Annotated in this window: 30 protein-coding genes; 21 read left to right on the top strand and 9 right to left on the bottom strand. The window is 51.7% G+C overall.

The window, feature by feature from the left end:
* Positions 1–349: 349 nt before the first annotated feature.
* From dxs to TREPR_RS10085, 6 genes are all read left to right on the top strand, one after another.
* Positions 350–2,275 (top strand): 1-deoxy-D-xylulose-5-phosphate synthase, encoded by a 1,926-nt coding sequence (gene dxs, locus TREPR_RS10110; RefSeq protein ID WP_015708218.1) that lies wholly within the window; start codon positions 350–352, stop codon positions 2,273–2,275.
* 74 nt (positions 2,276–2,349) lie between these two features.
* Positions 2,350–3,207: a diadenylate cyclase CdaA gene (gene cdaA, locus TREPR_RS10105; protein ID WP_015708217.1), complete on the top strand. Its 858-nt coding sequence runs from the start codon at positions 2,350–2,352 to the stop codon at positions 3,205–3,207.
* Entirely contained in the window at positions 3,197–4,165 is a 969-nt protein-coding gene (locus tag TREPR_RS10100; RefSeq protein WP_015708216.1) for a CdaR family protein, read from the top strand. The genes cdaA and TREPR_RS10100 overlap by 11 nt, the downstream gene beginning before the upstream one ends.
* A 61-nt stretch (positions 4,166–4,226) precedes the next feature.
* A complete protein-coding gene (locus tag TREPR_RS10095; RefSeq protein WP_015708215.1) occupies positions 4,227–4,601 on the top strand; it encodes a holo-ACP synthase in 375 nt (124 codons plus the stop codon).
* A gap of 7 nt (positions 4,602–4,608) precedes the next feature.
* The gene (locus TREPR_RS10090) at positions 4,609–5,475 is read left to right on the top strand and encodes a DUF2225 domain-containing protein (protein WP_015708214.1); all 867 of its coding nucleotides are present in this window, start codon (positions 4,609–4,611) and stop codon (positions 5,473–5,475) included.
* Positions 5,468–6,310: a tRNA pseudouridine synthase A gene (locus TREPR_RS10085; RefSeq protein ID WP_015708213.1), complete on the top strand. Its 843-nt coding sequence runs from the start codon at positions 5,468–5,470 to the stop codon at positions 6,308–6,310. The genes TREPR_RS10090 and TREPR_RS10085 overlap by 8 nt, the downstream gene beginning before the upstream one ends.
* A 5-nt stretch (positions 6,311–6,315) precedes the next feature.
* On the opposite strand, the gene TREPR_RS10080 is transcribed toward TREPR_RS10085, so the two are convergent.
* A complete protein-coding gene (locus TREPR_RS10080; RefSeq protein ID WP_015708212.1) occupies positions 6,316–7,137 on the bottom strand; it encodes an RsmB/NOP family class I SAM-dependent RNA methyltransferase in 822 nt (273 codons plus the stop codon).
* Positions 7,100–7,480, bottom strand: coding sequence for a metal-dependent transcriptional regulator (locus TREPR_RS10075; protein ID WP_015708211.1), 381 nt, complete (start codon positions 7,478–7,480; stop codon positions 7,100–7,102). Before TREPR_RS10075 ends, TREPR_RS10080 begins: the two co-directional genes overlap by 38 nt.
* A 69-nt stretch (positions 7,481–7,549) precedes the next feature.
* Here TREPR_RS10075 and rpiB point away from each other — a divergent pair, with 69 nt between their 5' ends.
* The 10 genes from rpiB (at position 7,550) to TREPR_RS10030 (ending at position 14,209) form a co-directional block, all read left to right on the top strand.
* Complete coding sequence (gene rpiB, locus TREPR_RS10070; protein WP_015708210.1) at positions 7,550–8,005, top strand: ribose 5-phosphate isomerase B; 456 nt, start codon at positions 7,550–7,552, stop codon at positions 8,003–8,005.
* 123 nt (positions 8,006–8,128) lie between these two features.
* Entirely contained in the window at positions 8,129–8,299 is a 171-nt protein-coding gene (locus TREPR_RS18445; RefSeq protein WP_148257287.1) for a hypothetical protein, read from the top strand.
* 70 nt (positions 8,300–8,369) lie between these two features.
* A complete protein-coding gene (rpsT, locus tag TREPR_RS10065; protein WP_015708208.1) occupies positions 8,370–8,645 on the top strand; it encodes a 30S ribosomal protein S20 in 276 nt (91 codons plus the stop codon).
* A gap of 60 nt (positions 8,646–8,705) precedes the next feature.
* On the top strand, positions 8,706–9,116 hold the full coding sequence (locus TREPR_RS10060; protein ID WP_015708207.1) for an HU family DNA-binding protein: 411 nt from the start codon (positions 8,706–8,708) through the stop codon (positions 9,114–9,116).
* On the top strand, positions 9,113–10,741 hold the full coding sequence (lnt, locus tag TREPR_RS10055; RefSeq protein ID WP_015708206.1) for an apolipoprotein N-acyltransferase: 1,629 nt from the start codon (positions 9,113–9,115) through the stop codon (positions 10,739–10,741). The genes TREPR_RS10060 and lnt overlap by 4 nt, the downstream gene beginning before the upstream one ends.
* Positions 10,741–11,478, top strand: coding sequence for a response regulator transcription factor (locus TREPR_RS10050; RefSeq protein ID WP_015708205.1), 738 nt, complete (start codon positions 10,741–10,743; stop codon positions 11,476–11,478). The genes lnt and TREPR_RS10050 overlap by 1 nt, the downstream gene beginning before the upstream one ends.
* Complete coding sequence (locus TREPR_RS10045; RefSeq protein WP_015708204.1) at positions 11,462–11,878, top strand: bactofilin family protein; 417 nt, start codon at positions 11,462–11,464, stop codon at positions 11,876–11,878. The genes TREPR_RS10050 and TREPR_RS10045 overlap by 17 nt, the downstream gene beginning before the upstream one ends.
* The gene (locus TREPR_RS10040; protein WP_015708203.1) at positions 11,871–12,401 is read left to right on the top strand and encodes a CinA family protein; all 531 of its coding nucleotides are present in this window, start codon (positions 11,871–11,873) and stop codon (positions 12,399–12,401) included. The genes TREPR_RS10045 and TREPR_RS10040 overlap by 8 nt, the downstream gene beginning before the upstream one ends.
* A 35-nt stretch (positions 12,402–12,436) precedes the next feature.
* Positions 12,437–13,072, top strand: a complete 636-nt coding sequence (locus TREPR_RS10035) for an ATP-dependent Clp protease proteolytic subunit (protein ID WP_015708202.1) — start codon at positions 12,437–12,439, stop codon at positions 13,070–13,072.
* A gap of 18 nt (positions 13,073–13,090) precedes the next feature.
* A complete protein-coding gene (locus TREPR_RS10030) occupies positions 13,091–14,209 on the top strand; it encodes a zinc dependent phospholipase C family protein (protein ID WP_015708201.1) in 1,119 nt (372 codons plus the stop codon).
* Here TREPR_RS10030 and TREPR_RS10025 read toward each other — a convergent pair.
* Both TREPR_RS10025 and TREPR_RS17885 read right to left on the bottom strand, forming a co-directional pair.
* The gene (locus TREPR_RS10025; protein WP_015708200.1) at positions 14,199–14,591 is read right to left on the bottom strand and encodes a pyridoxamine 5'-phosphate oxidase family protein; all 393 of its coding nucleotides are present in this window, start codon (positions 14,589–14,591) and stop codon (positions 14,199–14,201) included. The genes TREPR_RS10030 and TREPR_RS10025 overlap by 11 nt on opposite strands.
* A gap of 131 nt (positions 14,592–14,722) precedes the next feature.
* On the bottom strand, positions 14,723–15,292 hold the full coding sequence (locus TREPR_RS17885) for a flavodoxin family protein (protein WP_015708199.1): 570 nt from the start codon (positions 15,290–15,292) through the stop codon (positions 14,723–14,725).
* Positions 15,293–15,521: 229 nt separating this feature from the next.
* Here TREPR_RS17885 and TREPR_RS10015 point away from each other — a divergent pair, with 229 nt between their 5' ends.
* From TREPR_RS10015 to TREPR_RS09995, 5 genes are read left to right on the top strand one after another with little or no spacing between them, the layout of a single operon-like run.
* Positions 15,522–17,078, top strand: a complete 1,557-nt coding sequence (locus TREPR_RS10015) for an ABC transporter substrate-binding protein (RefSeq protein WP_148257286.1) — start codon at positions 15,522–15,524, stop codon at positions 17,076–17,078.
* Positions 17,079–17,135: 57 nt separating this feature from the next.
* The gene (locus TREPR_RS10010) at positions 17,136–18,083 is read left to right on the top strand and encodes an ABC transporter permease (RefSeq protein WP_015708197.1); all 948 of its coding nucleotides are present in this window, start codon (positions 17,136–17,138) and stop codon (positions 18,081–18,083) included.
* 6 nt (positions 18,084–18,089) lie between these two features.
* Complete coding sequence (locus TREPR_RS10005) at positions 18,090–18,977, top strand: ABC transporter permease (RefSeq protein ID WP_015708196.1); 888 nt, start codon at positions 18,090–18,092, stop codon at positions 18,975–18,977.
* Between the two features lie 11 nt (positions 18,978–18,988).
* Entirely contained in the window at positions 18,989–19,990 is a 1,002-nt protein-coding gene (locus TREPR_RS10000) for an ABC transporter ATP-binding protein (RefSeq protein ID WP_015708195.1), read from the top strand.
* Between the two features lie 9 nt (positions 19,991–19,999).
* Complete coding sequence (locus TREPR_RS09995; RefSeq protein ID WP_015708194.1) at positions 20,000–21,058, top strand: ABC transporter ATP-binding protein; 1,059 nt, start codon at positions 20,000–20,002, stop codon at positions 21,056–21,058.
* A 92-nt stretch (positions 21,059–21,150) separates the two neighbouring features.
* Here TREPR_RS09995 and TREPR_RS09990 read toward each other — a convergent pair whose 3' ends face one another.
* From TREPR_RS09990 to TREPR_RS09970, 5 genes are all read right to left on the bottom strand, one after another.
* On the bottom strand, positions 21,151–21,567 hold the full coding sequence (locus TREPR_RS09990; protein WP_015708193.1) for a hypothetical protein: 417 nt from the start codon (positions 21,565–21,567) through the stop codon (positions 21,151–21,153).
* Positions 21,568–22,179 carry a GTP-binding protein gene (locus tag TREPR_RS09985; protein ID WP_015708192.1) on the bottom strand — a complete coding sequence of 204 codons (612 nt, stop codon included), beginning with the start codon at positions 22,177–22,179 and terminating at the stop codon, positions 21,568–21,570.
* A gap of 64 nt (positions 22,180–22,243) precedes the next feature.
* A complete protein-coding gene (locus tag TREPR_RS09980) occupies positions 22,244–23,212 on the bottom strand; it encodes a uroporphyrinogen decarboxylase family protein (protein WP_015708191.1) in 969 nt (322 codons plus the stop codon).
* 82 nt (positions 23,213–23,294) lie between these two features.
* Positions 23,295–24,350 (bottom strand): IS481 family transposase, encoded by a 1,056-nt coding sequence (locus TREPR_RS09975; RefSeq protein WP_015708190.1) that lies wholly within the window; start codon positions 24,348–24,350, stop codon positions 23,295–23,297.
* A 162-nt stretch (positions 24,351–24,512) separates the two neighbouring features.
* The gene (locus TREPR_RS09970) at positions 24,513–25,325 is read right to left on the bottom strand and encodes a MerR family transcriptional regulator (RefSeq protein WP_015708189.1); all 813 of its coding nucleotides are present in this window, start codon (positions 25,323–25,325) and stop codon (positions 24,513–24,515) included.
* Between the last annotated feature and the right edge of the window lie 116 nt (positions 25,326–25,441).

Below are 25,441 nucleotides of genomic sequence, written 5' to 3'. Positions count from 1 at the left end.
TTGCCCACCCTCCCCGATCATTACCCCAGCACAATTATATAAAAAGAGAATTGTCTGAAATACAGAAAACCCCTATTGACCTTTTTTATTCTCTGATTCATACTATATTCACCCATCTTGAGGAAAGGAGTCGCTGAAGTGCCCTGCGGAAGAAAGCGCAAACTGAGAAAAATCGCAACCCACAAGCGTAAGAAGAAGCTTAGAAAGAATCGACACAAGAACAAATGAGCCTTTTTTAAGCCGCGGGGTGGTATTGCCGCGGCTTTGTTTGTTTTAAAAGAGCAAAATAATAGTTTTTTCACTAATAATTCTGAGAAAAAGGGTTTTTTGGTGTATAATTTTTTGTTATATGCAGGAGTATGAGTCTGTTTTAGCCCGGATACAGGATCCGGGGGACCTTAAAAAACTATCCTTTTCGGAATTGAACCGGCTTGCTTCGGAAATACGCTCTCTAATCGTGTCCACTGTGAGCCGAAATGGGGGGCATCTCTCGTCAAACCTGGGGGTGGTGGAGCTTACCATCGCCTTGCACCGGGTTTTTGACTCCCCTGGGGACAAAATTATTTGGGATGTTGGGCATCAGTGCTATACCCATAAACTCCTCACCGGCCGCCGCGAAGATTTTTCTACCCTCCGTAAGTCCGGAGGGTTGGCGGGGTTCCCCAAGACTTCCGAAAGCCCCCATGACGCCTTTAATACGGGCCACGCATCCACATCGATTTCCGCCGCCCTGGGGCTTCTGGCCGGGGAGCGCCTTAAGGGTGGGAAAAACCGGGTGATTGCCCTTATCGGGGATGGGGCGCTGACCGGGGGCATGGCCTACGAGGCCCTTTCCCATGCGGGGCAATTGGCCCTCCCCCTGGTGGTGATCCTCAATGACAATAAAATGTCCATCGGCTCCAATGTCGGCGGGCTTTCCAAATACCTCAGCCGCCTCAGTATGAAAGGTTATTACCAGAGTTTCCGCCGCAATTTTGACGCCATGGCGAAGCGGCTTCCTTTTATTGGGGACATTTTTTTTGCTGCTGTGGTTCGTATGAAACGGGCGGTGAAGGCGATCTTTTATACCGATAATTTTTTTGTAGACCTGGGGTTTGAGTATGTGGGACCCATCGACGGGCACCAGATTCAGCGGCTGACCGAGGTGCTCCAGGATGTACGGACCCTGAACCGGCCGGTGGTGGTCCATGTGATCACCCGGAAGGGCAAGGGCTATGACTTTGCGGAACATGATCCGGGGAGTTACCACGGGGTGGGAAGTTTTTCTGTGAGCGACGGGATCCTGGAAAGCCCTGTAGGGGAACGGCGCCTGTCCTTTACGGACGCCTTTTCCCGGGCCATCCTGGAAGCGGGCCGGAGGGACAGCCGGGTACTGGGGATAAGCGCCGCCATGGGCAAGGGGACTGGGCTCCTTCCTTTTAAGAAGGAATTTCCGGACCGGTATTTTGACACCGGCATTGCGGAGGGGCACGCCGTGACCTTTGCGGCGGGGCTGGCTGCCCAGGGGCTGCGTCCGGTGGCGGCCATCTATTCCACCTTTATGCAGCGTGGGGTGGATCAGCTTATCCACGATGTGTGCCTGCAAAAGCTGCCGGTCTGTTTTGCCCTGGATAGGTCCGGTTTTGTGAGCGATGATGGGGAAACCCACCAGGGATTGTTTGACATTGCCCTGTTCCGGTCTATACCGAACCTGAGCATCCTGGCACCTGGGGGGGAGGGGGAACTAAAGGCCATGCTGGACTGGTCCCTGGAAGAGCCGGGACCCTGTATGATCCGGTACCCTAAAAGCGCCTGTCCCGAGGAACCTGTGGCCTTTGCCCAGCCCCTGGAGCGGGGCAGGGGGGTATTGCTGCCCCGGGGAGAGGGTTCCCGCATCTGCCTTTGCTTTACGGGCAGTCTGTATACCCAGGCTCTGGAAGCGGCGGAGTTCCTTTCCCAGGAGGGTATTCAGGCGGATCTCTACAACCTGCGTTTCCTCAAGCCCGTGGATGAGGATTACTTAGCCGCCCTGATGAACCGGTATGACCTGATGGTTTTTATTGAGGAAGGGATAAAAAATGGCGGTTTCGGAGAATATGCTGCGGAACTGGGAAATTCCCGGTTCTGTTCAGGGAAAATACTGATCCTGGCCGCCCTGGAGGGCTTTGTTTCCCAGGGAAAACGGGATGAGCTGCTTCGCCGGGCAGGGCTGCACGGGCTGGGGATTGCCACTGCGGTTTCCCGGGCTTATAAAGCGGCGCTTGGCGTTGAATGGGCCCTGGGCAGCCGCACTTAAATAGAAGTTAATGCCGGCGGGGTGTTGTCATACCCTACCGGGATGCCATAATATATAGTTAGGAAGGCAAAATTTTGGAATGGCTTCAGCGGCTAAAGACAATTTATGATATCATCCGCCCTGTAGTGGACATTGCCCTATTGGCTTTCCTCCTTTACAAGGCCTATGATCTCCTGATAAAGACCCAGGCTGTACAGTTGGTGAAAGGGGCGGGACTCCTGGCGCTGTTTTACGGCATTGCCTATCTGTTAAAATTAAGCACCCTGCAATGGCTGCTTACCATTTTGGGCCCTGGGCTTTTTATCGCCATAGCGATTGTGTTCCAGCCGGAACTGCGGAAGATCTTCATACGCCTGGGCCAGGGGGAACTGTTCCATCCGGACAGCAAACCCCGTATCGGTCAGCTTGAAGCGGTGATCACCGCGGCAGAGATTTTGTCCCAGCAGCGCCGGGGCGCCCTGGTGGTGTTTCCCCGGCGGATCAACCTCAAGAGCATCATGGAAACCGGCACCCGGATCAACGGGGAGATTTCTTCCAGCCTTATTGTGGCGATCTTTGAATTTGACGGCCCCCTCCATGACGGGGCCATGGTTATCCAGAATGGACGTATCGCCGCTGCGGGCTGCTTCCTGCCTCTTTCGGAGCAGCAGGATATACGAAAAAGTTTTGGTACCCGGCACCGGGCGTCTCTGGGTATGTCCGAGCAGTCCGATGCGGTAATTTTGGTGGTGTCCGAGGAAACCGGCGCCATTTCTCTGGCGGTGGACGGTAAGCTTTACTACGATTTATCTCCCCTGGAGGTTCAGCGTAAACTCAAGGAGCTTCTTGACCGCGGTGTGCGGGGAGGGGAGTCGGAACAGACTACGGCGGCGCCGGATAACGCTGTGGGTTCAACCATTGATGACGGGAAGGATGTTTTTGTTGAACGGTAGAAAACTTCTTGCCAGTATAGCTGAAAACTGGCCCGCCAAGGTTCTTTCCATAGCCTTGGCCATTGTGGTTTTTATTTTTCACCGCATGAGCCTTATGGAGGAACGGTTTTTTTCTGTTCCCCTGAACGTGGAAACTGTTAGCCGTCTGATTCCTGCCAGCCCCTATCCCCGGATGATCCGGGTAACCCTCCGGGGGGATGCCAACACCATCTACCCTATCCTGGAAGAAGATATCCAGGCATATATCGATCTTACAAAATATACGGATCCGGGAACCTACCGGGCCCCGGTTCAAATTCACAAAGAGGGCACCGCTCTGAGGGCGGTAACCCTGGAAATATCCGTGGACCCCCTGGAAGTTATGCTTACCTTGGATGAACGACTCAGTAAAACTGTTCCTGTAAGACCAAATTTCCGGGGTAACCTGGACCAGGGGTATGAGATGGGTACCTATAGTTTGGATCCCGGGCAGGTGGTTATTGAAGGGCCCAAGGGATTGCTGGGGGCTATTTCCGAAATTCCCACAGACTTTATTGAACTGACCGGCAGGATTAATGAATTTTCCGCTACTCTGCGACTTCTGAACCAGAATCCCCTCCTGATGATCCGGGGAAACGGGTTCATTGATTTTCACGGTGATGTCCGGGAGCAGCTGCGGGTACAAAATTTTGAGGATCTTCCCATTCTTATAAACAGCCTTGATGAAGGGTTTTCAGGCGAATTGGAAATCAGCCTCGGCTCCATACGCATTGAGGGTGTGGAGAACCGCTTCGGCAGGATCAACAGGGAGGAAATTTCCCTGTATGTTGACTGTTCATCGGTGCATGAAACGGGGGATTACACCTTGCCTGTATTGGTGGATATTCCAGCCACGTTTACCCTTATCCGGCAGGACCCGGAAAATGTGATGCTTAGCATAAAACGCAAACAGTTGCAGGATAGTGAGGACGGAACTTGATACTCACCCGGAGGTTCCCCTCGTGCTCCTCAACCGAGCCTGAAAGGCGGAGGTTCCCCTCTTGATTGTTGGTATCGGGGTTGATGTGGTCCATGTACGCCGCCTTGAACGCTGGCAGTGCATCCCCGGGTTGCTGGAACGGTATTTTCATCCCCAGGAGCTTTCCACGTCCCTTTCCCGGGGAAACGCCGCGGCCCTTTCCCTGGCGGCCCGGTTTGCGGCGAAGGAAGCCTTTGGTAAAGCCCTGGGTACGGGTCTTGCGGGGATCGTGCTCCGGGATATCAATGTGGTAAACCTGTATAATGGTCGGCCGGAAATCGAGGTTCTGGGAACTGCCTCATCCGCCCTGGAGCGGAGCGGCGCCACCAGAATACATGTGTCCCTAACCCATGAACGGGAAAATGCCATCGCCATGGTGGTTTTAGAGGCGGAGTGATTGAACCATGCCCACAAATACTGAAGAACGGGAAGTAAAAATATCCTTTTTATCCAAGGAGTCCTATGCCTGTCCTGTCTGCGGCTCGGTGTTCCACCGGGAGGAACTGCTCACCGGCAGCGGCAGACTTATCGCCGGGTCCCTTACGGATGAACTCCACAGGCTCTACGAACCTTCCATTAGATACGGTGATATCTATCCCCTGGCCTATCAGGCCACGGTCTGCCCGGACTGCTGGTTTGCCTCAATGGATAAGGATTTTTCCGCCCTTCCCAAGATTAACCGTGAGAAGGTCATTGCGGATCAGAATAAACGGATAGAAGATACCCTGGCGATTTTTCCCGATGTGGACTTCCATGAAAACCGTACCCTTGTTTCCGGCGCCGCTTCCCTCTATCTGACCCTCCGGTGCTACGACTTTTTCCCCAAGGATTTTTCGCCCACCATTAAACAGGGTATGACCGCCCTCCGGGCCGGGTGGCTTTTGGATGAGATGAATGTTAAATACCCCGGGCAGCATTACGACTGGGTAGCAACGCTGTTCAAGAAAAAAGCCCAGTTCCTCTACAACGATGCTATACGCCGGGAACAGTCGGGGGTAGAAAATCTGTCAGGCCTCAAGGTCTTCGGCCCTGATACGGATAAAAACTATGCCTATGAGGGGGCCTTGTATCTTTGCGCCCTGCTAAAATCGAAGTATGGCCCCATGTCCAACCCTGCTCAAAGAATTGCTTCCTTGGATGAGGCCAAGAGGACCGTGGCCCGAGTCTTTGGCATGGGGAAATCCTCCAAATCAAAACCCGGGGTCCTCCTGGAAAATGCCCGCGCCCTCTACGATTCGCTCAACAAAGAATTAAATCAGCCAGATGAATGATGCTACCCGCAACATACGGCTGCTTGTAGCCTATGATGGTACGGATTTTTCAGGGTGGCAGAGGCAAGGAGAAAAAGGCCCCCAGCCTTTTTCTCCTTGCCTTAAGCAGTTTTGCCCTGGGCAAAACTGCACAGATGAAGTGGACGCGGGGCGCCTTCGGGTTCGCACTGTCCAGGGAGTTATAGAGGCAGCCTTGGAAAAAATCCACAAGCATCCGGTTGCCCTGACCGGTTCCGGCAGGACCGATGCAGGGGTACACGCCGCAGGCCAGGTTGCGAATTTTTCTACCGATATAGAGCGCATAGATGCTGCGCGTTTTATCCCCGCCCTGAATGGCTTCCTCCCCAGGGATGTACGCATCCTGGAAGCCCTGGAAACCCTGCCGGATTTTCACGCCCGCTTTGACGCCCGTTCCCGTATGTACCGGTATCACTTTATCTGCGGTCGTCCCGCCCTGCCCCATGAACTGCGCTACAACCTCCAGCTCTGGCGGCGTCCGGATATAAGCCTTCTGAACGCCTATGCCCGGCTTTTGCAGGGCGAGATAAACTGTTCGGTCTTTGCCTGGCCAAAGGACCCCAGTGAATCCCGGAACCGCTATTTTTTTCACGCCGGGTTTTTTATGCAAGGGGATACCCTAATCTTCGAGGTTCAGGCCAACGCCTTTTTATGGAAGATGGTCCGTTCTATTGTGGGAACATTACTGTACTATGAAGAAAAGAGATTGCCCCCGGAGGAGTTGCAGAAGATCATCGTATCAGGGGATAGAAGCCTTGCGGGCCCCACGGTTCCCCCAAACGGGCTGTTTCTGTGGAAGGTGGAGTATTACCGGTAGGAAAACTACAGTTCCCGCTTCCTGAACCGCGCCACATACATGGGCCCCATGCCGCCGCATACATCGGGAAGGATGATCCTGCCGCATTCAGTTGCTTCCCCTTCCACAAAATCCGGCGGGTCCGGAACCATTGCCTCTTCATATTTTTCCCGGAGCCGGGAAACCACGGCGTCGTTTTCTTCCGGGGACAGGGCGCAGGTGGCGTAGACCAGGGATCCACCGGGACGCAGCAGTAAAACTGCCGATGAAAGCAGGGACCATTGCCTGCGGGCGAGGAAGCGGGGGCGGGCCGGCTTCCATTGAGAAAGGGCGGTTTCGCTGTTGATAACATGGCGTTCGCTGGAACAGGGGGCATCCAGCAGTATCCCTGCAAAACGGCTATGTTCACTTTTTTTGCCCCCGATTGCCGCTGCGTCAAAGCCTGAGACGGTGACCCGCTCCCGGACTTCCGGGGGCAGATGTTCGTCCAGGACCTTTGACAGCCGGCGTCTGCGTTCAGCGGAAAGCTCGTTTGAAAGGAGGGTCAAGCCCGGTTTTAAAACAGAGGCGATGACCAGGGTTTTGCCCCCCGGGGCAGCGCAGGCGTCCAGGATGATTCCTTCTTCAGGGAGCCGCAGGGATTGGGCTGCCAGTATTGAAGCCCGGTCCAGCATATAGGGCTTGAGGAGTCTGCGGTCCGGGTGATTACCCCCGCTGTAGGGCAGGGCAGCATTTTCCTCCAGAAGGCTTTCCCGCAGGGCTTGCCAGCGTTTTCCATAGATTTTGGTATAATAAGCTTCGAAGTCGCTGTTATGCGTGGGTATCAGTTTTTTTCTTTGCCCTGGCAAGGATTTTCATTTTTTTTAGGGTCTCTTCCGAGAGGATATGTTCCATTTTGCAGGCATCTTCTTCGGCAGTTTCCGCACCCACACCCAGGACATCCTGGAGGAAGGCGGTGAGAAAGTTATGCCGGTCCCGTATATCCGAAGCTTGCAGGGTTCCCTTTGCCGTCAGGCTGACCGTACGGTACCGCTCATGTTCAAGCAACCCCTGCTCTTCCAGGGACTTCAAAGCGGTAAGTACCGAGGGTTTGGACACCCCCAGCCGGGTGGCAATGTCCGTAACCCGGACTTCCCCTTCATCGGACAGGAAACTTACCATTTCAAGATAATCTTCCAAAGATTGGGTCATACTCTATTTTGGATGATATAGAAACTATTGTCAACCTTTATTATAGTTTACCTAATAGAGGAGTATGCCATGATAGCCTTAGCAAGTGATCACGCGGGATTTGAGATGAAGCAAGAAATAGGCCGTTATCTGGAAGAACTAAAGCTGCCCTTTAAGGATCTCGGCGTCCCCTCCGGCGAGCGGGCCGATTATCCCAAATATGGGTATTTAGCGGCAAAGGCAGTTGCTTCCGGTGAATGTGATAAGGGTATTATTATCTGCGGCACCGGTTTCGGGATTTCCCTGGCAGCGAATAAGGTGAAGGGTATACGAGCCGTGGTCTGTACAGACTGCTATACCGCCTTGCTCTCCCGTCAGCATAACAATGCCAACATACTTGCCCTGGGCGCCCGGGTTATAGCTCCGGATGCGGCTAAATTGATCATAAAAACCTGGCTCCAGGCGGAATTTGAGGGCGGGCGTCATCAGGGCCGTCTTGATATGATCACGAAAATCGAGGAAGGGAAAATCGATTTCATAAACTGAATTGCGAGGCCCGGATTTCCCCGTTGACAGTCTCCCCAGGCTTATGGTATCTTGTTAAGATACTATTTTGGGGGTTTGCCGAAAATCCCCTTAAAAACGCCATTTTTGGCAAGGAGTGAAGCTATGGCCCAGGCCAGTAAAAACGCCCGTACATCCAGCACGACCCAGAAATTCTTTTGTTCCTGCGGTGGTGAAATCAAGATGAAGACCCTGTTTGAGGGTGGAAAGTTCAAGAATATCGCTGAGTGTGAAAAGTGCAAACGTACTGAGCGGCGACCTTCGGACTTTAAATAGATCACGAGTCTAAATGCCGGTACTTTTTAGTAATGGCCGGTTTAAATTTTTTGTATAGTGGGGGTTCCCGTTGGCAGGTAAAAGCAGTTCCGCAGAGAAACGGCATCGGCAGAGTGAAGAGCGCCGTTTGAGAAATAAGGCGGTTAAGAGTTCTGTAAGGACCAGCGTAAAGAAATTTGAGGTTTTATCCCGGAAGAAAGAGCTTGATAATGCTGAATTAGCTCTTAAGGAGATGATTAAAAAGCTAGATACCGCTGCCCGTAAGGGGATTGTTAAGAAAAACGCTGCCTCTCGGAAGAAATCCAGGATGCAGCGGCTCTTTAATTCTCTGAAAGCAGCCCAGTAACATGGGGATACTCAAGGTTTCCTGCCCCACGGGGTAGGTAAATCGAATTATGAGGGCGGAATGGCGGGAAAAGCGGGTCAGAAGGTAACTAAGGCTGATATTATTGATTCTGTATATGAAAAGATCGGGATGAGCCGTAAAGAAATACGGACCGTGGTGGATCTTTTTATAGAAGAAGTTAAAGATTCTCTGATCCAACAGATGGTTATTGAGTTGCGTGGTTTTGGAACCTTTGAAGTACGTATCCGTAAGGGCCGGCAGAAAGCCAGGAATCCGAAGACCGGTGAACAGGTTTCGGTTAATTCCCACGGGATTGCCGCCTTCAGGCCTGGTCGCGAACTGAAACAGGATGTCTGGAATATAGGCGCCACTGAAAAGTCCCCTGCCAGCGAAGCCCCCCGCAGAAGGTCCAGCGAAGCTTCCCGCGGAACATCCAGCGAAGCTTCCCGCGGAGATGGCGATACGACATGAGCTCCTTAAAGGGCGCCCGGAACTGGAAGGGTTTTCCGGTTCAGATCGCTTTGATACTCCTAGGGGCTCTGCTCTTTGCCGGATCCTTTCCTAACCCTATAGCTATAAACGGTCTTTCCTTTTTAGGGTGGATAGCCTTTGTCCCGGTGTTTTGGGTGATCTATCAGGTATCCCTACCGGCCTCGATCTTTTTTGGCGCCCTCTACGGGTATGCCGCCTATGGGCTGTTCAACTACTGGCTCAGTGTGTTCCACCCCCTAGCGGGGCTCATCGTGGGTTCCATCTACCTGGTTTATTTTGCCATACTCTTTCCCCTGTTAAAATTGGCAACCATACTCTTTCCCCGGAAGGGGTATATAGTCCAATGGATACTTTGGATCGCCTATGAATTTCTCCGTACCCAGGGTTTCCTGGGTTATCCATACGGAATAACCGGTTATTCCCAATGGCAAGTGTTGCCGGTAATCCGGATCGCCGCCATCTTCGGGGTCTGGGGGGTTTCCGCCCTGGTTGTCTTTCCCTCGGTCTATATAGCTGGGGCTCTCAGGGACCGGCAGCCCCTGGGGACCCCCCGGGGTGGTTTTATCCGGCCTCTGCGGGCTTTTTTAAGCCAGGAATGGGCCGCCGCTTTGGTCTGGGTAATAGCCTTGACAGCAACCCTGGTTTACGGCTTTGTGTCCCCGGTGGATTATTCCGCTGCACCTAAGGCTCATGTCGCCCTGATCCAGCATAACACCGACCCCTGGCGGGGGGGTATCACGGAGTACCGGAAAAACTTTGACACCCTGAGGCGGCTTTCTCTGGAAGCCCTGGATGCGGCCCCTGAAACGGATCTGGTGGTCTGGTCTGAGACGGCCTTTGTTCCCCGCATCTTTTGGCATACCATGTACCGGGATGATCCTGAGTCTTTTCTCCTGGTACGGGATCTGATGGACTTTCTGGCGACCCAGGAAGTCCCCTATGTGATCGGGAATGACGATGCCCGTCGGGAGCTTAATGCCCAGGGAATTTTGGAACGGGTGGATTACAACGGGGTAATGCTCTTTGAGGGGAACACCATAAACCAGATATACCGGAAACTCCACCTGGTACCCTTTACTGAGCACTTTCCCTATCAGAAGCAGCTTCCCTGGATATACGATATGCTGGAAAAAGCGGATACCCACTTCTGGAAAGAGGGTGAGGAGGCCACAGTCTTTGAAAGCCGGGGCCTTAAATTTTCGACACCCATCTGTTTTGAGGATATTTTCGGCTACCTTTCCCGGGATTTTGTTCGAAATGGGGCGGAGCTTATCGTAAATCTCAGCAATGATGCATGGTCCAAGAGTGTTCCCGCCCAGATGCAGCACCTGTCCATGGCGGTGTTCCGGGCGGTGGAAAACCGCCGCTCCATGGTGCGGTCCACTGCTTCAGGCCAGACCTGCGCCATTGATCCCTATGGCAAGGTTCTGGCCATGGCGGAACCCTTTACCGAGGCCTGGATCAATGTGGAAGTTCCGGTGATAAGCCCGAATACCCCCTATACCTTCTGGGGAGATATCTGGGGGAAACTCTTTGTCCTTGCGGCGGCATTCATGTTGATCCTGGGGGCTCTGCGGGGTATAATGCGAAAAGGAAGGAACTGATGAATACAAAAAAGCGAATACTTATTGCCGATGATGACCCTCTGAATGTTGAATTCTTTGAAGTAATACTCTCCAAACTGGGCTTTGCGGTTGAAAAAGCTGAGGACGGTCAGGCAGCTCTGGAACAGGTGAAGAAGTTTCACCCGGATCTTATTATCCTTGACAATATTATGCCTAAGATGTCCGGTTGGGAGCTTACCCGGCTCCTCAAGGGAGACCCCAAATACCAGGAAATACCGATCATCATGCTCTCCGCCCTGGACGATGTGAAAGATAAGGTCGAAGGCTTTGAGCTGGGGATCGACGACTATATTACCAAGCCCTTTAATTTTTCCGAAGTCCTGGCCCGGATCAGGGCGGTACTGCGGAACCGAGAACTCTTTGGGCAGATCCTGGTCCGGGAATCCCGGCTGAGCCAGGCGGAGGAACTGAGCGCCGACATAAAGGCCTCAATGGGGGATTTTATAAAGGGCATGGACGATCTGGATGCGGCTATAACCCAGGTCTCCAGGAGCACAGAAACTATTGACGAAAAAACCCTACCCCGGCTTCTGGATCTTATAAAGGATAAAACCGTTTCGATGCGGAAACATATCGCTGAACTGGATGCCCGGGTAGAGCGGACCCTCTCTGAATGGGAGGATCTGAAGAAGAATGAAATTGGTATAAAAACCCTGGAAACCCGGATCCAACATTCCTTACGGCAGGATATGGAGGATCATGGCAAAGACAGATAACAAGAAAAAAAACACCACTGTGATCCTCGGGGACCGTACCAGTTTCAGCGGCATACTCCGGTTTAAGGAGACCCTCTGTATCCAGGGTAAATTCAAGGGGACTATAGAAGCCACTGGGGCGCTTATTGTAGATAAGGGCGCTGTGGTGGAGGCGGATCATATCACCGTCAGTTCCCTGATGGTCTACGGGACCGTGGTTGGGGAGGTGCACGCCATGGACAGGATCGATATGTATACCGGCGCCGAGGTCCGGGGTGATTGCAGCGCCGCCAGGCTGCGCATTGCCGATGGGGTTCTCTTTGAGGGGCAATGCAGCATGACCGGGGTGGATAAGGAAGTGGAGATATTCTCCCGGCCCACCGAGGAGATCAAAGCAGAATTGCAGAGAATGAATGACTGAAGCCCCCAGGTCCGGCGGCAACACGGGAGTTCCGGCTGCTGGGGATACCCCAGCAGCCGCCCTGATCACGGCTTTGGCCGCTGAATCCCTTACCCTGGCCGCCGCCGAATCCTGCACCGCAGGGCTTGTGGCGGACCGTATCGCCCGGGTACCCGGGGCGTCCCGGGTGTTCTGGGGTTCCTTTGTTACCTATTCTATTGACGCCAAGGTAAAACTGCTGGGGATAGAAAGGGAACTGATTGACCGCTGCGGTGCGGTAAGCAGGGAAACTGCCTGCGCCATGGCTGATGGAGCTCTGGAAAAAAGCGGCGCCCATGTGGCGGTGTCGGTCACCGGTCTTGCCGGCCCCGACGGAGACGGCTCGGGGCAGCCGGTAGGTACGGTCTGGATAGGCTTTGCCCGGCAGGGGTTTTCTGCGGAGGCCCTGTGCCGCCATTATGATGGGGACCGGAGCGCCATACGGAACGCAGCAGCAGGGGACGCAATAAGTATCTTGCTTAATCGATTGACCTTGGCCGAATAAATTACTTATATTTTCTATATATGAAGGAGCTCCTAATGAAGTACCGGTTTGAGAATCAGAAAGAGAGAATTCGCGTCCAGGATGAAGAAGAGGATGAGGAAGACGAGGATAGCAAGGAAGAGGCGAAAGGGGGGGACCCCCTGTTACATAAGATGCTGAAGACCCGGACCATACTGCTTTCCGGGGAAATAAAGAAGGATCTGGCGGAACGGACCATCAGGCAGCTTCTGCTCCTGGAGGACATGGGGGAGGACCCCATCCGTATTTTCATCGATTCCCCCGGGGGGGATGCCGATGCGGGGTACGCCATTTTTGATATGATACGCTTTATAAAGCCTCCGGTATGGACCATCGGTATGGGCCTGGTGGCAAGCGCCGCGGCGATCATCCAGCTTGCTGCGCCCAAGGAAAGGCGGGTAGGGCTCCCTAACAGCCATTATCTGATCCACCAGCCCCTTTCGGGGATCCGGGGGGTGGCAACGGATATTGAAATCCACGCCCGGGAACTGGAAAAACTCAGGGAAAAGATCAACCGCCTTATTGCGGATGAAACCGGGGTGGCCTTTGCCCAGGTGGAAAAGGATACCGACCGGGACTACTGGATGAATGCCGAGGAAGCGGTCAAGTACGGCCTGATTTCCCGGGTTATCACCCGCCGGGACGAATTATAAGCCGGGGCTGAGGGGCCCGTGCCTTCCCAGATACTGCATACCCTTTTTGGGGAAGATCTGATTGACTGCCTGTACCGGCTGCTCTTCCCCCGTTTCGGGATAGTCGCTCAAAGGGCCCGGGAAAAAGTAGCGGAAGAATTCAGGGCCGCCTTTACCCTGGGCTGCCAGGGGCCGGATATTTTCTACCACAACCAGATGACCAGGCCGGTAGGCTTGGAATACGGGACCCTGCTGCACCGCCGGGGTTGCGGTGTCTTTACCGGTGTGCTCCTGAAAATGGCACTGCCTGACCCCCCGGCCAGCGCCGAAGATGTGCGGGCCCACCGTAAAGAGGGGAGCATCACCGCCCTGGGCGCCTATGCCCTGGGTTTCATGACCCACGCAATCCTGGACCGGGCTTGTCATCCTTATATTGTATATAAAACTGCCATAACCGGGGCTGAGAGAAAACCCGGCCCCGTCAAAGGGGTAAACAGCCGGAATATCCATGCCTTTTTTGAGCGGATTATCGATGCACTTATGCTGGAGGAACGGCGGGGTATACCTGTTGCAGCCTGGGACCAGGAAACCCTGGTGGCGATCTGTGAGGCGCCGCCCCCGGGGCTAAGGGAATTGCTTGCCCAGGCGCTTTGCCGTACCTTTCCCGAACGGGCCGGCAAAGATATAAAGCTTGCCCAGCGCATGGACAACACCTTCCGGGACTGCGCGGATTTTTTCCGGATCACTGCACCCAAGCGCACCACCCTTCATTCAAAGGATCCCCAATACCAGGCTATCCTGGAAGAGATGCCCCTGGTTTACCTGTACCCCGAAGATTTGCCCTCCGATGCCGATTACCTTAACCGGGAACATTCAGTTTGGTATTATCCCCTTCTGAATGGGCCTGAGTATACCCTGTCCTTTCCTGAGCTTTATGCAGAGGCGGTGGAAGCCGCTGGGGAGGATCTTTCGGGTCCTATTGCCAAGTACCTGGAAACCGGCGCCTTCCCCATCATGGAGGCGGCCCAAACCATTGGCAACGGCGGCCTTTCAATCCAGGATGAAGCGGGAAAACCCTGTGCCCCCACCCGGACCCGGCCGCTGCCTTTGGAGGCAGTGCTGGATCAGCAGCGGAGGCTCCGGGGGATTAGAATTTAATGACCTGGGGTTCTCCGGCAAAGGAGGAAATGGTGGCCACCGCATCCTTGAGGTACAGTACCTGGGTATTATTATCATCCGCCGAGTACCGATCCTTCAAAGTCGGGTAGGCGTCCAACATATGCTGCTTTGCCTCCCGCCGGTCATCTTCAATAGCCTGGGCCTGCACACGGACCCATTTTCCGTCTCCAAAGGCGCAGATCTCGATTCTGGGATTAGCCTTAATCTGTTGTGAACAGGGTTTTGACTTTCCCGTCTGGATATAGAGCTTTCCTTCAAAAATATCGACCGTACCAAAAGGGCGGACCCGAGGTTGATTTCCCTCCACCGTAGCCAGATAATAGGTCCCGCATTTCTTCAAGAAATCATATACTTCCTGCATGATAATACCTCCAGAGATTTATAGTCCGCGGGGAACTTCGTTGGATGTTCCGAGGCAATGGTAAAGGATTCAAGTGTTTCTTGCAATAAGGAAGCCGCCTCGGATCAGCGGCGGCTCCGGGGAATCAGAACTTACTGAACCAGCCACTCTCCCAGGACTTTCGCCTTATCAAGGTACTCGGTGTGGCTTTTATACGCGTCCTTATCACTTAAGCCACCGGCTAGCAAAATGTTGTGCGCCGTAATGCCGGCAACCATTTTTACCCCCCCCATGGCCAGGTAATCCGCTTCCTTGGCATAGACATCCGCAGGGCCGCTGTTAAAGGTGAGAATTACGCCGAGTTTCCGGCTTTCCTTTTTTTCACAGCGGCTCCCCGCAGAGGACATTAAACTATAGAGGCGGTTGACCCAGATATACACCTGGGCAGTAGCCCGGCCGAAATAGATCGGGGAGGTCAATAGGATGCCGTCGCAGTCCAGCATGTCATCAATCAAGCTGCTGAGCTCATCCTTTTGGACACATCCACCGGTACCTGTTTTACAGCCGTTACAGGCGACACAGGGATGGATGTTCATTTCGCCTAAATTGAACAGCTTCGCCTCGGTTCCCGCCTTTTTCATTGATTCAATTGCCTGGGAGGCCAAGCCCGCCGCATTGCCCTCCTTTCTGCCGCTGCCATTGATTACCAGAATTTTCTTCATGTTAACTCTCCTATATATGGGTATTGGGAATATAATAACACGGAACGGCATAATTGCAAGTAATAGGTTGAAATGCCTATCCCATTCTGTGCTGTACAGTGCAGGCCGGCTCGTCTTTAAATTTGCATATTTACGCATACACTCCAAGAGAATGAATAAATAATAAATATACTTGATCTATTGTATTTTTTTCTATAAAATTGGAAAAATCATTTATGGAGGAATACAAATGAAAAAAGGCTTAGGATTGGTATGTTGTTGTCTTATGCTGGCGGTTTTGGCCGGGTGCGGGAAAAAAGCCGCACCAGCATCGGCGGTGGAGTACAAAACAGTTTTGAATGTGGCGGTCATGCAGGAATCGCCTTCCCTGGATTTGCATAAAAACAGCTCCCTTGTTGCCCGCCAGATCGGCGCCGGCACTATATGGGAAAAACTCGTTACCCTGAACGCCGAATCCGAAGTAGTGCCGGAACTCTGTGAGCGCTTTGAAATGAGCAGCGATGCGGCTACGTTTACCTTTTATCTGCGGAAAGGGGTGAAATTTCACGATGGCTCGGTGATGAACGCAGATGATGTGGTGGTCTCCATGAACCGCTGGATCGGCGGCTTTTCGGTGATGCGGGAACTTGCCGGGGCCTCCCGGTTTGAAAAGCTTGACGATAGCACGGTCCGCATTACCTTTAATCATCCTGCGGTAACCTTTCCGGATGTGATAGCCGGGGCCAATCAGCCTGCGTCGATAACCACGGCAAAGGCCTGCGCCGACGAGGACGACAAGGGTTTCCTGAAACAGAATATCGGCACCGGTCCTTTCAAATTTGTGGAATGGAAACTCAACCAGTATATACTCTTGGAGAAATTCGCCGACTATGTCCCTTACGGGGATCCCTCGAAGCCGATTGATGGCTGGGCTGGCTATAAGGCGCCCGGGGTGGAACAGATTTACTTCTGGGTGGTCCCGGAAGCCACCACCCGTATCGCGGGGCTGGAAACCGGTCAGTATGACATTAACTACAACCTCAGTACCTATGATCTGCCCAGGGTAGCGGCAATGCAGGATGTAGAAATGGTGCGTTTCCAGGCGGGTACCTCAGCATTTGTGTTTGACAAACGAGAAGGTCCCGCTTCGGATCTGTACTTCCGCAAGGCTGTCAATGCGGTGATCAATGTGGATGATATTCTTAAGCCTGTCTATGGCGAACTCTATGAACTCGGATCTTCCTATATGGACGACACCCAGCCTTACTGGAAATCCCTTGCCGGGAAGGATCAGTACAATCTGAAAAACCCTGCTTTGGCAAAGGAGTATCTGGCAAAGTCCAATTATAAGGGAGAGCCTTTTGTGATACTCACCACCACTATGGGTAATTTGGACAGCGGCGTCCTGGTTATGCAGCAGCAGCTTGAGGCCATCGGCATCAATGTAAAGGTAACCACCGTTGACTGGGCCACGGTAATGGCCTATATATCCGATCCGGTCCGCTTCGATATCTACACCACCAGTTTTTCCAGCGTTCCGGTGCCTTCCCTGAAACTCTATTTTGCGGCGACCTATGCGGGCTGGTCCGATGACCCAACCTTGCAGAAGTATGTGTCCGCTTTCAACGCCGCCACGAGCAGGGAAGAAGCCCGGCAGATCTGGGATACCCTCCAGGAGTATTCCTGGGAATACCTGCCTATCCTCAACCTGGGACATTATATTGCCGCCTCCGCATGGAACAAGAAGGTGGAGAACGTTACTGTTTATAATGGGCTTTACTTCTGGAATACCAAGATAAGAAAGTAGGAATCAATATCCCGGCTGTCAAGGTCGGGGCAATAGTTTTAGTGCCGGAGGTTTGGGATGAGAAAGTATATTGTTAAGCGGCTCCTCTCCGCTATTCCGGTACTGTTTATCGTTTCGGTGGTTATTTTCAGCATCGTGTATCTAATCCCCGGGGATCCGGCGGCGATGATCTTGGGGGAGAATGCCACCCCTGAGGATATTGCCATCCTTAGGCTGCGGATGGGACTGGACCAGCCTTTTGTCCCTCGCTACCTTAATTGGATAAGCCGGGTTTGTCAGGGTGATTTTGGGGTTTCAGTAGCCCAGAGTATTCCTGTATCCACCATGATTGCGGATCGTCTGCGGCCCACCATTTCCTTGTCACTGTATTCCATGATCATCGCCACGATTATTGCGCTGCCCCTGGGTATGCTGGGGGCCCGGAAGAAAGGTACTGTTCCGGATCATATAGTATCAGTTACCGCCTTGCTGGGGATTTCCCTTCCCAGTTTTCTTCTGGGACTTTTTTTGATTGTGATCTTCGCAGTCCGGTTCCGGTGGTTTCCGGTGGCAGGTTTTTCCCCAATCTCCGTAGGCCTGGGGCCCCATATCCGTTCCCTCACCTTGCCCGCCATTGCTCTGGGTTTCATGTACTCCGCACTGCTGATGCGGATGACCCGGGCCAGCCTGCTGGAGACCCTTGCCAGTGATTATGTGCGTATGGCAAAGGCGAAAGGGGTATCGGATTTTTTCTTGGTAACAAAACACGCATTCCGTAATGCCCTGGTACCGATCATTGCGGTGGTGGGGCAGAGTTTTATCGGTGCTCTTTCGGGGGCCACAGTGGTAGAATCCCTGTTCGGGATTCCCGGTATCGGTTCCCTGGTGGTCAATTCCATTGGCCGCCGGGATTATCAGGTTATTCAGGCAGTGGTGCTGTTGATTGCCCTTATCAATGTGGTAATTAATCTGGCAGTTGACCTGCTCTACGGACTGGCGGATCCCCGTATCCGGCTGGCAAACTAAAAGACAATGAAACAAGCGGTAAATTTTGAAAAAATGCACCAACTGCGGAAGCGGCTGGAAGCTGAACAGCGGGCCTTGTTGATACGGAAATTCCTCCGCAACAAGCAGTCTGTGGCGGGGCTTGTGATAGTGCTGATAGTGTTGCTTGCGGCGATCTTCGGCCCCATTATCATCAGAACTTCTCCCTACACGGTGGATGTTTCAAACCAGCTCAAGCCCCCATCGGCGGAGCATTGGTTTGGCACGGATATTTTGGGCCGGGATGTATTTACTCGGGTCGTCTATGGGGCGCGGATATCCATGATCGTGGGCCTTTCCACGGGGATCCTCTCCGGCGCCTTGGGGATGATCATCGGGCTTTACGCCAGCCACAGCAAAGTATTGGACAATATACTGATGCGGATCTGCGACGGCCTGAAGTCCATCCCTTCGATTTTGCTTGCCATTGCCCTGATGACCGCCCTGGGGGCGGATATTAAAAATGTTATCATCAGCCTTGCGGTGGTAAGCACCCCCAGTATGGCTCAAATTGCCCGCTCCGCTGCCCTGGTGGTAAAGGAGCAGACTTATATTGAGGCTATGAAGGGTGTTGGGGCCAGAAGCAGACGGATACTCTTCCGCCACATTGCGCCTAATATTATTTCCCCCATGATTGTGCAGATGACCTTTGTGTTCGCTTCTGCGATTATTACCGAGGCGGCCCTCAGTTTCCTTGGAGCCGGTATTCCCGCGCCCCAGCCAAGCTGGGGCAGTATCCTGAGCGACGGCCGGGGGGTTATCTATCAGGCCCAGTGGCTGATTGTGTTTCCCGGTATCATCACTGCCCTTACGGTACTGGGGCTTAACCTCTTTGGGGACGGCATGAGGGACCTGCTTGATCCCTTGAGCAATTGAGGAAACTGAACATGGGTGAAACAGCATTACTATCCATTGATGAACTGAGTACCAGCTTTCACACTGAACGGGGTATTCTGAAGGCAGTGGACGGAGTTTCATTCACCGTGGAGCAGGGGGAGATTTTGGGACTTGTGGGGGAGTCGGGCTGCGGTAAAAGCGTTACCTCCCAGTCTATTCTCCGTTTATATGATGAAAAACGGCAAGTACAGTATTCGGGAAAAATTCTTTTCCAGGGTAGGGATATCCTTAATATCCCCCGCCGGCAGATGAGGGAGTACCGGGGGCAGGAGATTGCCATGGTGTTTCAGGATGCCATGAGTTCCCTTAACCCTGTATTTTCCGTGGGGGATCAGATTGCCGAATCTCTTATTATTCACCGGCATATGAAAAAAGCGGAAGCCCGTGAACAGGTCCTTGAATTGCTGGGCATGGTGGGCATCCCTGATCCTGTCAAACGGATAAGCCAGTTTCCCCATGAACTTTCCGGGGGCATGAGGCAGCGGATCATGATAGCCATTGCCCTGGCCTGCGGCCCCCGGCTTCTTATTGCCGACGAGCCCACAACTGCGCTGGATGTAACCATCCAGGCCCAGATAATGGACCTGATCGTGGGCTTGAACAAAAAACTTAACATGGGGGTGGTACTTATCACCCACGATCTGGCGGTGGTAGCGGAAACCTGCCGGCGGGTGGTGGTGATGTATTTGGGGCAGATAGTGGAGGAAGCCCTGGTGGATGAACTTTTTGATAATCCTCGGCATCCTTATACCCAGGGTCTTCTGAAATCCATTCCCCGCCTCTCCGGTTCCAGGGATGAAAAGCTGTATATGATCCCCGGCACGGTACCGCTTTTGGATCAGATTCCTTCAGGCTGCCGTTTTGCGGACCGGTGTTTGTATGCCGAGAACCGCTGCAGAGAAGAGTCTCAAGCCTTACAGGAGATTAGTAGTTCCCATAAGGCGCGGTGCTGGAAAACTGCGGGCCAACTGTCTGCGGGATTAAAAGGCTAAGGGGCGGATATGGCTGGGGAAAATAAAGTTATACTTGATGTTGTAGATTTGGTAAAACATTTTCCTATCCGGAACGCCTTCGGTAAGATAATTAACCAGGTTAAAGCTGTGGACGGTGTTTCTCTGACCCTTTACCAGGGGGAGACCTATGGCCTGGTAGGGGAGACCGGCTGTGGCAAGAGTACCTTTGGCCGAACAGTTATCCGGCTGCAGGATCCCAGCTCCGGCAGTGTTAAGTTCAATAAAACTGATATTACTTCCCTAAACGAAAAGGACCTGCGGCCCTTCAGGCGGGACATGCAGATGGTATTTCAGGATCCCTACACATCTCTCAATCCCCGGGTCCGGGTAGGGGATATGCTTCTGGAAGTTTTGCTCATCCACCGTATCGGCCGGGATACTCAGGAGCGGATCGCCCTGGCAATGGAAATAATGGATAAGGTCGGGCTGCGTACCGAACACTTTTACCGCTACCCCCACGAATTTTCAGGCGGCCAGCGCCAGCGTATCGGGCTTGCCCGGGCTTTAATCCTTAATCCTAAACTTATCATCTGTGATGAACCGGTTTCAGCCCTGGATGTTTCGATCCAGTCCCAGATAATAAATTTGCTCCTGGACCTGCAAAAGCAGGATCAGCTTACCTATCTCTTTATTGCCCATGATATCAGTGTAGTAAAATTTATTTCCGACCGTATTGGGGTAATGTACCTGGGGCATTTGATGGAAACTGCCCTCACAGATGAGCTGTTTTCCAATACCCTCCATCCCTATACCCAGGCTCTGCTTTCTGCGGTACCAGAACCGGATCCCCATATCCGCAAACAAAAGATGACCCTGACCGGAGATTTGCCGTCTCCCATTAATCCCCCCTCAGGCTGTGTGTTCCATACCCGCTGCCCCCAGGCCATGCCCGTATGTTCTCGGCTGCACCCGGTAATTAAGCCCATGCCCGGCAACAGTGAACATAGTGTGGCCTGTCATCTGTACAATCTGGAAGATCCCTATGTGAGGTGGGTTATTGACGGGGATGGGAAAAGCCCGGAGGAAAAAGAACCCTCCGGTTTCTAAGGGTTTTAAAAATTCTCCCGGTAACCGATGATTGGGATTATAATAGCACAAAAAGGCATAATTATAAATAGGAAAATATAAGAACCGTAAACTTATTCGGGAAATATGGAATGAATAATTCCCCGCAATGTATCTTCATCGACATGAAAAACGATAACAACCAGTTCAAAATTGGCGGATTCACCGGGAATATGTTTTTCCTGCGCTTCTGTCCCGGCATCGCTTATCGAAATCATACACCGCTCGCCCTCGGCAATCACAAAGGATTTAATATGCCCTATTATCCCGCCGTTTTCAACAACTTCTTCCGCCACATTTTTCATGCCCCTGCCCACTATCCCGACCGCTTCCTGGTAGGGCGCCGCTATATGGGATTTGAATACGGCGATAATGGATTCTTCATGGGTAGAAATACTTATTCTGTCCTCCGGGAGATGAACATGGCCGACCTGTTCGTGTTCGTGATGATTATGGGAGTGATGATGTTCATGGGAATCATTCCGGTCCATTCAGGGCCTCCTTGGTTTTAAGATATCGTTCCAAAATGATTCGTCTAATCCCGCGCTGGCCGTGGTCTTAACTATTTGAGCGGCGCTTTGTTTCGCGCTGATACTGTCAATGACTTTAGCCGTCTCTGCTTCTCCCGCAAGATCGACCTTATTCACCAAAATAATGTCCGCCTCCCGGAGTTGGCCCTCCACAAACTGTTCCATTCCTGCAAGGGCACGGAACCAGCGTTTTGCATCCGCCACTGTAAGCATACAGGGAATAATTCCCGTTGACTTTTGTACCGATGCCTTAATCGCATCCGGATAGGCAAGCCCCGTAGCTTCCACGATGATCCACTCAGGCTCATAGTCCCGGATCACCGCTTGCAGGGCGGCCTCAAATTCCCCCGAATAGGTACAGCAGGCGCAGCCTGAAAACAGGTTTTTTACCCGGTAATCCTTCTCGAAAAGGCGGCTGTCCATACCCGCCTCGCTGATCTCGTTTTCGATGATGACCACCCTAGTGTTTTGTACCTGCCCCTGTTTGCCGGTGAGATATTTTGCCAGTTCCAGCAGAACAGTTGTTTTACCGGAACCGAGGAAGCCGCCAAGGACGATTATTTGGACATTCATGCTTTATACTCCGTACAAACAAAAAGAGCGGCGTAAACAATAAGTCTGCGCCACCCTTTCTGGGTTATTTCCCGTCCCGGACTTTCAGATAGGCGTTAAATACGTCCTCAAATATATTTAGATTGGTTCCGGTTTTCATTAAGAACCCCCAGAACGTATAACCTTTATATTTGCCATATTCGGAAAAACATCTTCGAACTTCCGCCTCAATTTTTTCATTGGAAGCAGTTTCAAAACCTGGAGCCCCATTTGCGTCATATCCGCCTTCAATGACTATTTTATTGCCGTATTTTTTTAATAAACCGGCAATATCATTTCTTGGTTGAACAGAACTCCAAGCATCTGCTCCTGTGTCGATAATATCTTCAATGATGTCTTCGGCTCTGCCACAGGTATGTTGTATCGGAATCATGCCACACTCTTTGCTCGCCTCAGCAATACGCTTATGCTGGGGTTTTATGAGTTCCCGGTAGGTTGCCGGGGACATAAAAAGGTTGCGTTCTGTTGCAATGTCATCAGCATAATAAAAAATATCAGGTTTAAAATATTTTGCGATATTTTTAATGAACTTAATTTTAAAGTCAGTAATCGCTGACAATAATTCATTCACCGCATCCGGTTCCTCCACCATTGCGATAAGGGCATTTTCAAATCCCATACATGCAGCGAGTCGTTCAAAGGGACCATTTGGAGAAATAACCAAGGTTGGTGTAGTGTCACGATTTACCCCAGCGAGTTGTGTTTCGGCCATTGATTGCCAGTCAATCTTATCAGGATTGGGAATAGTGACTTTCTTTTTCCATTCGGTAACATCATCAAGCAAAAATGCCCTTGAATCCGGGAGCGATTGGCCGGCCCCTTCAGCGGAAGAAACCCAACGCACTCCAAAGCCATCGATGCCACCGCCGGGATGTCCGTACTCCAGTTCCAGATTCGATGCAACCAACACAGATTCCGCGACTCCGAAGGGTATATACTCCGGTTCCTGGTGATTCAATGCCCTCAGATAATTTTCTTTTGGGGATAAGTTCATGCCTTTACCTCTTTAACATTTGAATACTGCCATGACATCATGTGTACTAGCCAAGACATGGTCTGACACTTAAAGAAATCCATTAGGACTGACCGTCAGATTCATAATAGCCAATGAGTTTTTCTTTGGCTAATGGAATTGAATCAACGAACGTTTGCATTGGCGTCTTCCCGTAGCAATACTTGCCGCTGTGAGTTCGCTCGTAGTTATATTGCCGTATCCACTCGGTAAGGTCAAGTTGTATCTCGTCGATGGTGTGGTACACTTTTTTACGGAAGGCAACCGAGTAGAACTCTTCCTTGCAGGTCTTGTTGAATCGTTCACAAATGCCGTTCGTTTGAGGATGGCGGGTTTTTGTCCGGGTATGCTCAATGTTTTCAAGATCCAGGTATAACACATATTCGTGATGCTCCCGGTTCCCGCAGTATTCACTCCCCCGGTCCGTGAGGATCCGTAGCAGGGGAATGTCTTGGGAATCGAAAAAGGGAATCACCACATCGTTCAGCATATCGGCGGCTACCAAGGCATTCTTGCGGTCGTACACCTTGCAGAAAGCGACCTTGGAATACGTGTCGATAAAAGTTTGCTGGTAAATATGCCCGACACCCTTGATGTTTCCCACATAGTAGGTGTCCTGAGCCCCCAAATATCCCGGATGCTCGGTCTCTATTTCCCCGTGAGCCTCTTTGTCTTCCTGGGCTCGCTCCATGGCCGCCAATTGGCTCTCCGTGAGGATGAGATGCTCCTGGGCCATCTTCGCTTCCAGCGCCTTCAGCCGTGCCTTAAATGTAGCCAGGTCATGGCGAAGCCAGATGCTGCGAATCCCACCGGGGGAGACCAACATGCCCCGTTTCTTCAGCTCATTGCTGACCCGCAATTGCCCATAGGCCGGTTGCTCATACGCAAAGTCCACCACCGCCTTCTCCACCTCAGGATCCACCCGGTTCTTTTCGTTGGGTTTTTGCTTGCTGATTTCCTGCAACGCCAGTTCGCCCCCGGTCTCATACAGGGTCTTAAACCGGTAGAAACTGTCCCGGGAATACCCCATGACCTTGCATGCTTGCGACACATTCCCAAGCTGCTTTGCCAGCTCAAGTATCCCGACCTTCGTTTTGATGATTTTTTGTTGGTTCGTCATCTTCCGCTCCTTGCTGATTAGTATATCATATTTTTCAACAAGTGTCAGATATTATCTTGACTAGTACACATCATGACAGACAACCACTAGTGGTCAATAAACAGCTGTGATTTTATGGTACAAGTTAAAGTGGCTTTATAAGCAAGCTTTTTTTAATAAATTTTAGAGTTTTATTGGTATCCAAAGTTCCATATAAAGACATAAACCCATCGTTTTTTCTGCATCTACAAACAGGATATGTCCCCAAGGTTTACCCGCAAGCATGAAGCCATGTGCTCTAACAAATTCTAATGGCTTTATAAATGCATACTGTGGTTCCTCGATATATTTTACATTCATAGCGATAATTGTGTGTAAACAGGATACGCTGGATAATTCCTGTACGTGCGTATCTCTTGGCAGCGAAAGATTTTCCGCTCTTTCCGATAGTATAGAAAGCCCAAAACGCGCTTCCATGGTTTCAATAGAATAAAGTAAAACCGATAATCTTGTTTCGGGCATGGCTTTTATCCATTTTTGTTGAATTAGCTGCATTTTTTGGTCCTTCGAGGCGATACCATATTTTTCATCGTACAACATGAGCATAGACGGCGGCTTACTAAACTCATATTTATCAAGCAAGTCATCAATGAGCCGGTCATTTTGTAAATGTGATTCAATAGCATTAGCCAAATTTTTATATTTTTCCGCTTGTTCAAGCGCCTTGAGCTTATATTTTTCCCTATATTTTATCATCATTTCACGAGTCTTTCCTTTCTTGCGGTTTCTTTCGAAATATTCCGCTATTTCTTTCAAAGTGAAGCCCATGGATCTATAATTAGTATAATCAAGCAACTCAAGCACATTCGTTTCGGTATAAAAACGGCGCCCATTCATCTCACGTTCAACATAGGTCAGGCCTTTTTTCTCAAAAAAGCGTATGGCGCTGGATGTTAGCCCTAAAACCTTTGCGACATCGGTGATACTGTGTTTCATTGTACCTCCCAAAGCTAAAGTAGCTTTAGCCTGTTTCGGTTTACTATCCTTGATCAATCTTTATAATGCGGATTTTCGTCTTTTTTTTCTAGCCCTTGCTCTGCGGGAGCTGTCCA

It is taken from the genome of Treponema primitia ZAS-2, assembly GCF_000214375.1.
In the GTDB taxonomy this organism is placed as follows: domain Bacteria; phylum Spirochaetota; class Spirochaetia; order Treponematales; family Breznakiellaceae; genus Termitinema; species Termitinema primitia.
This window is presented reverse-complemented; position numbering and strand designations above follow the sequence as displayed.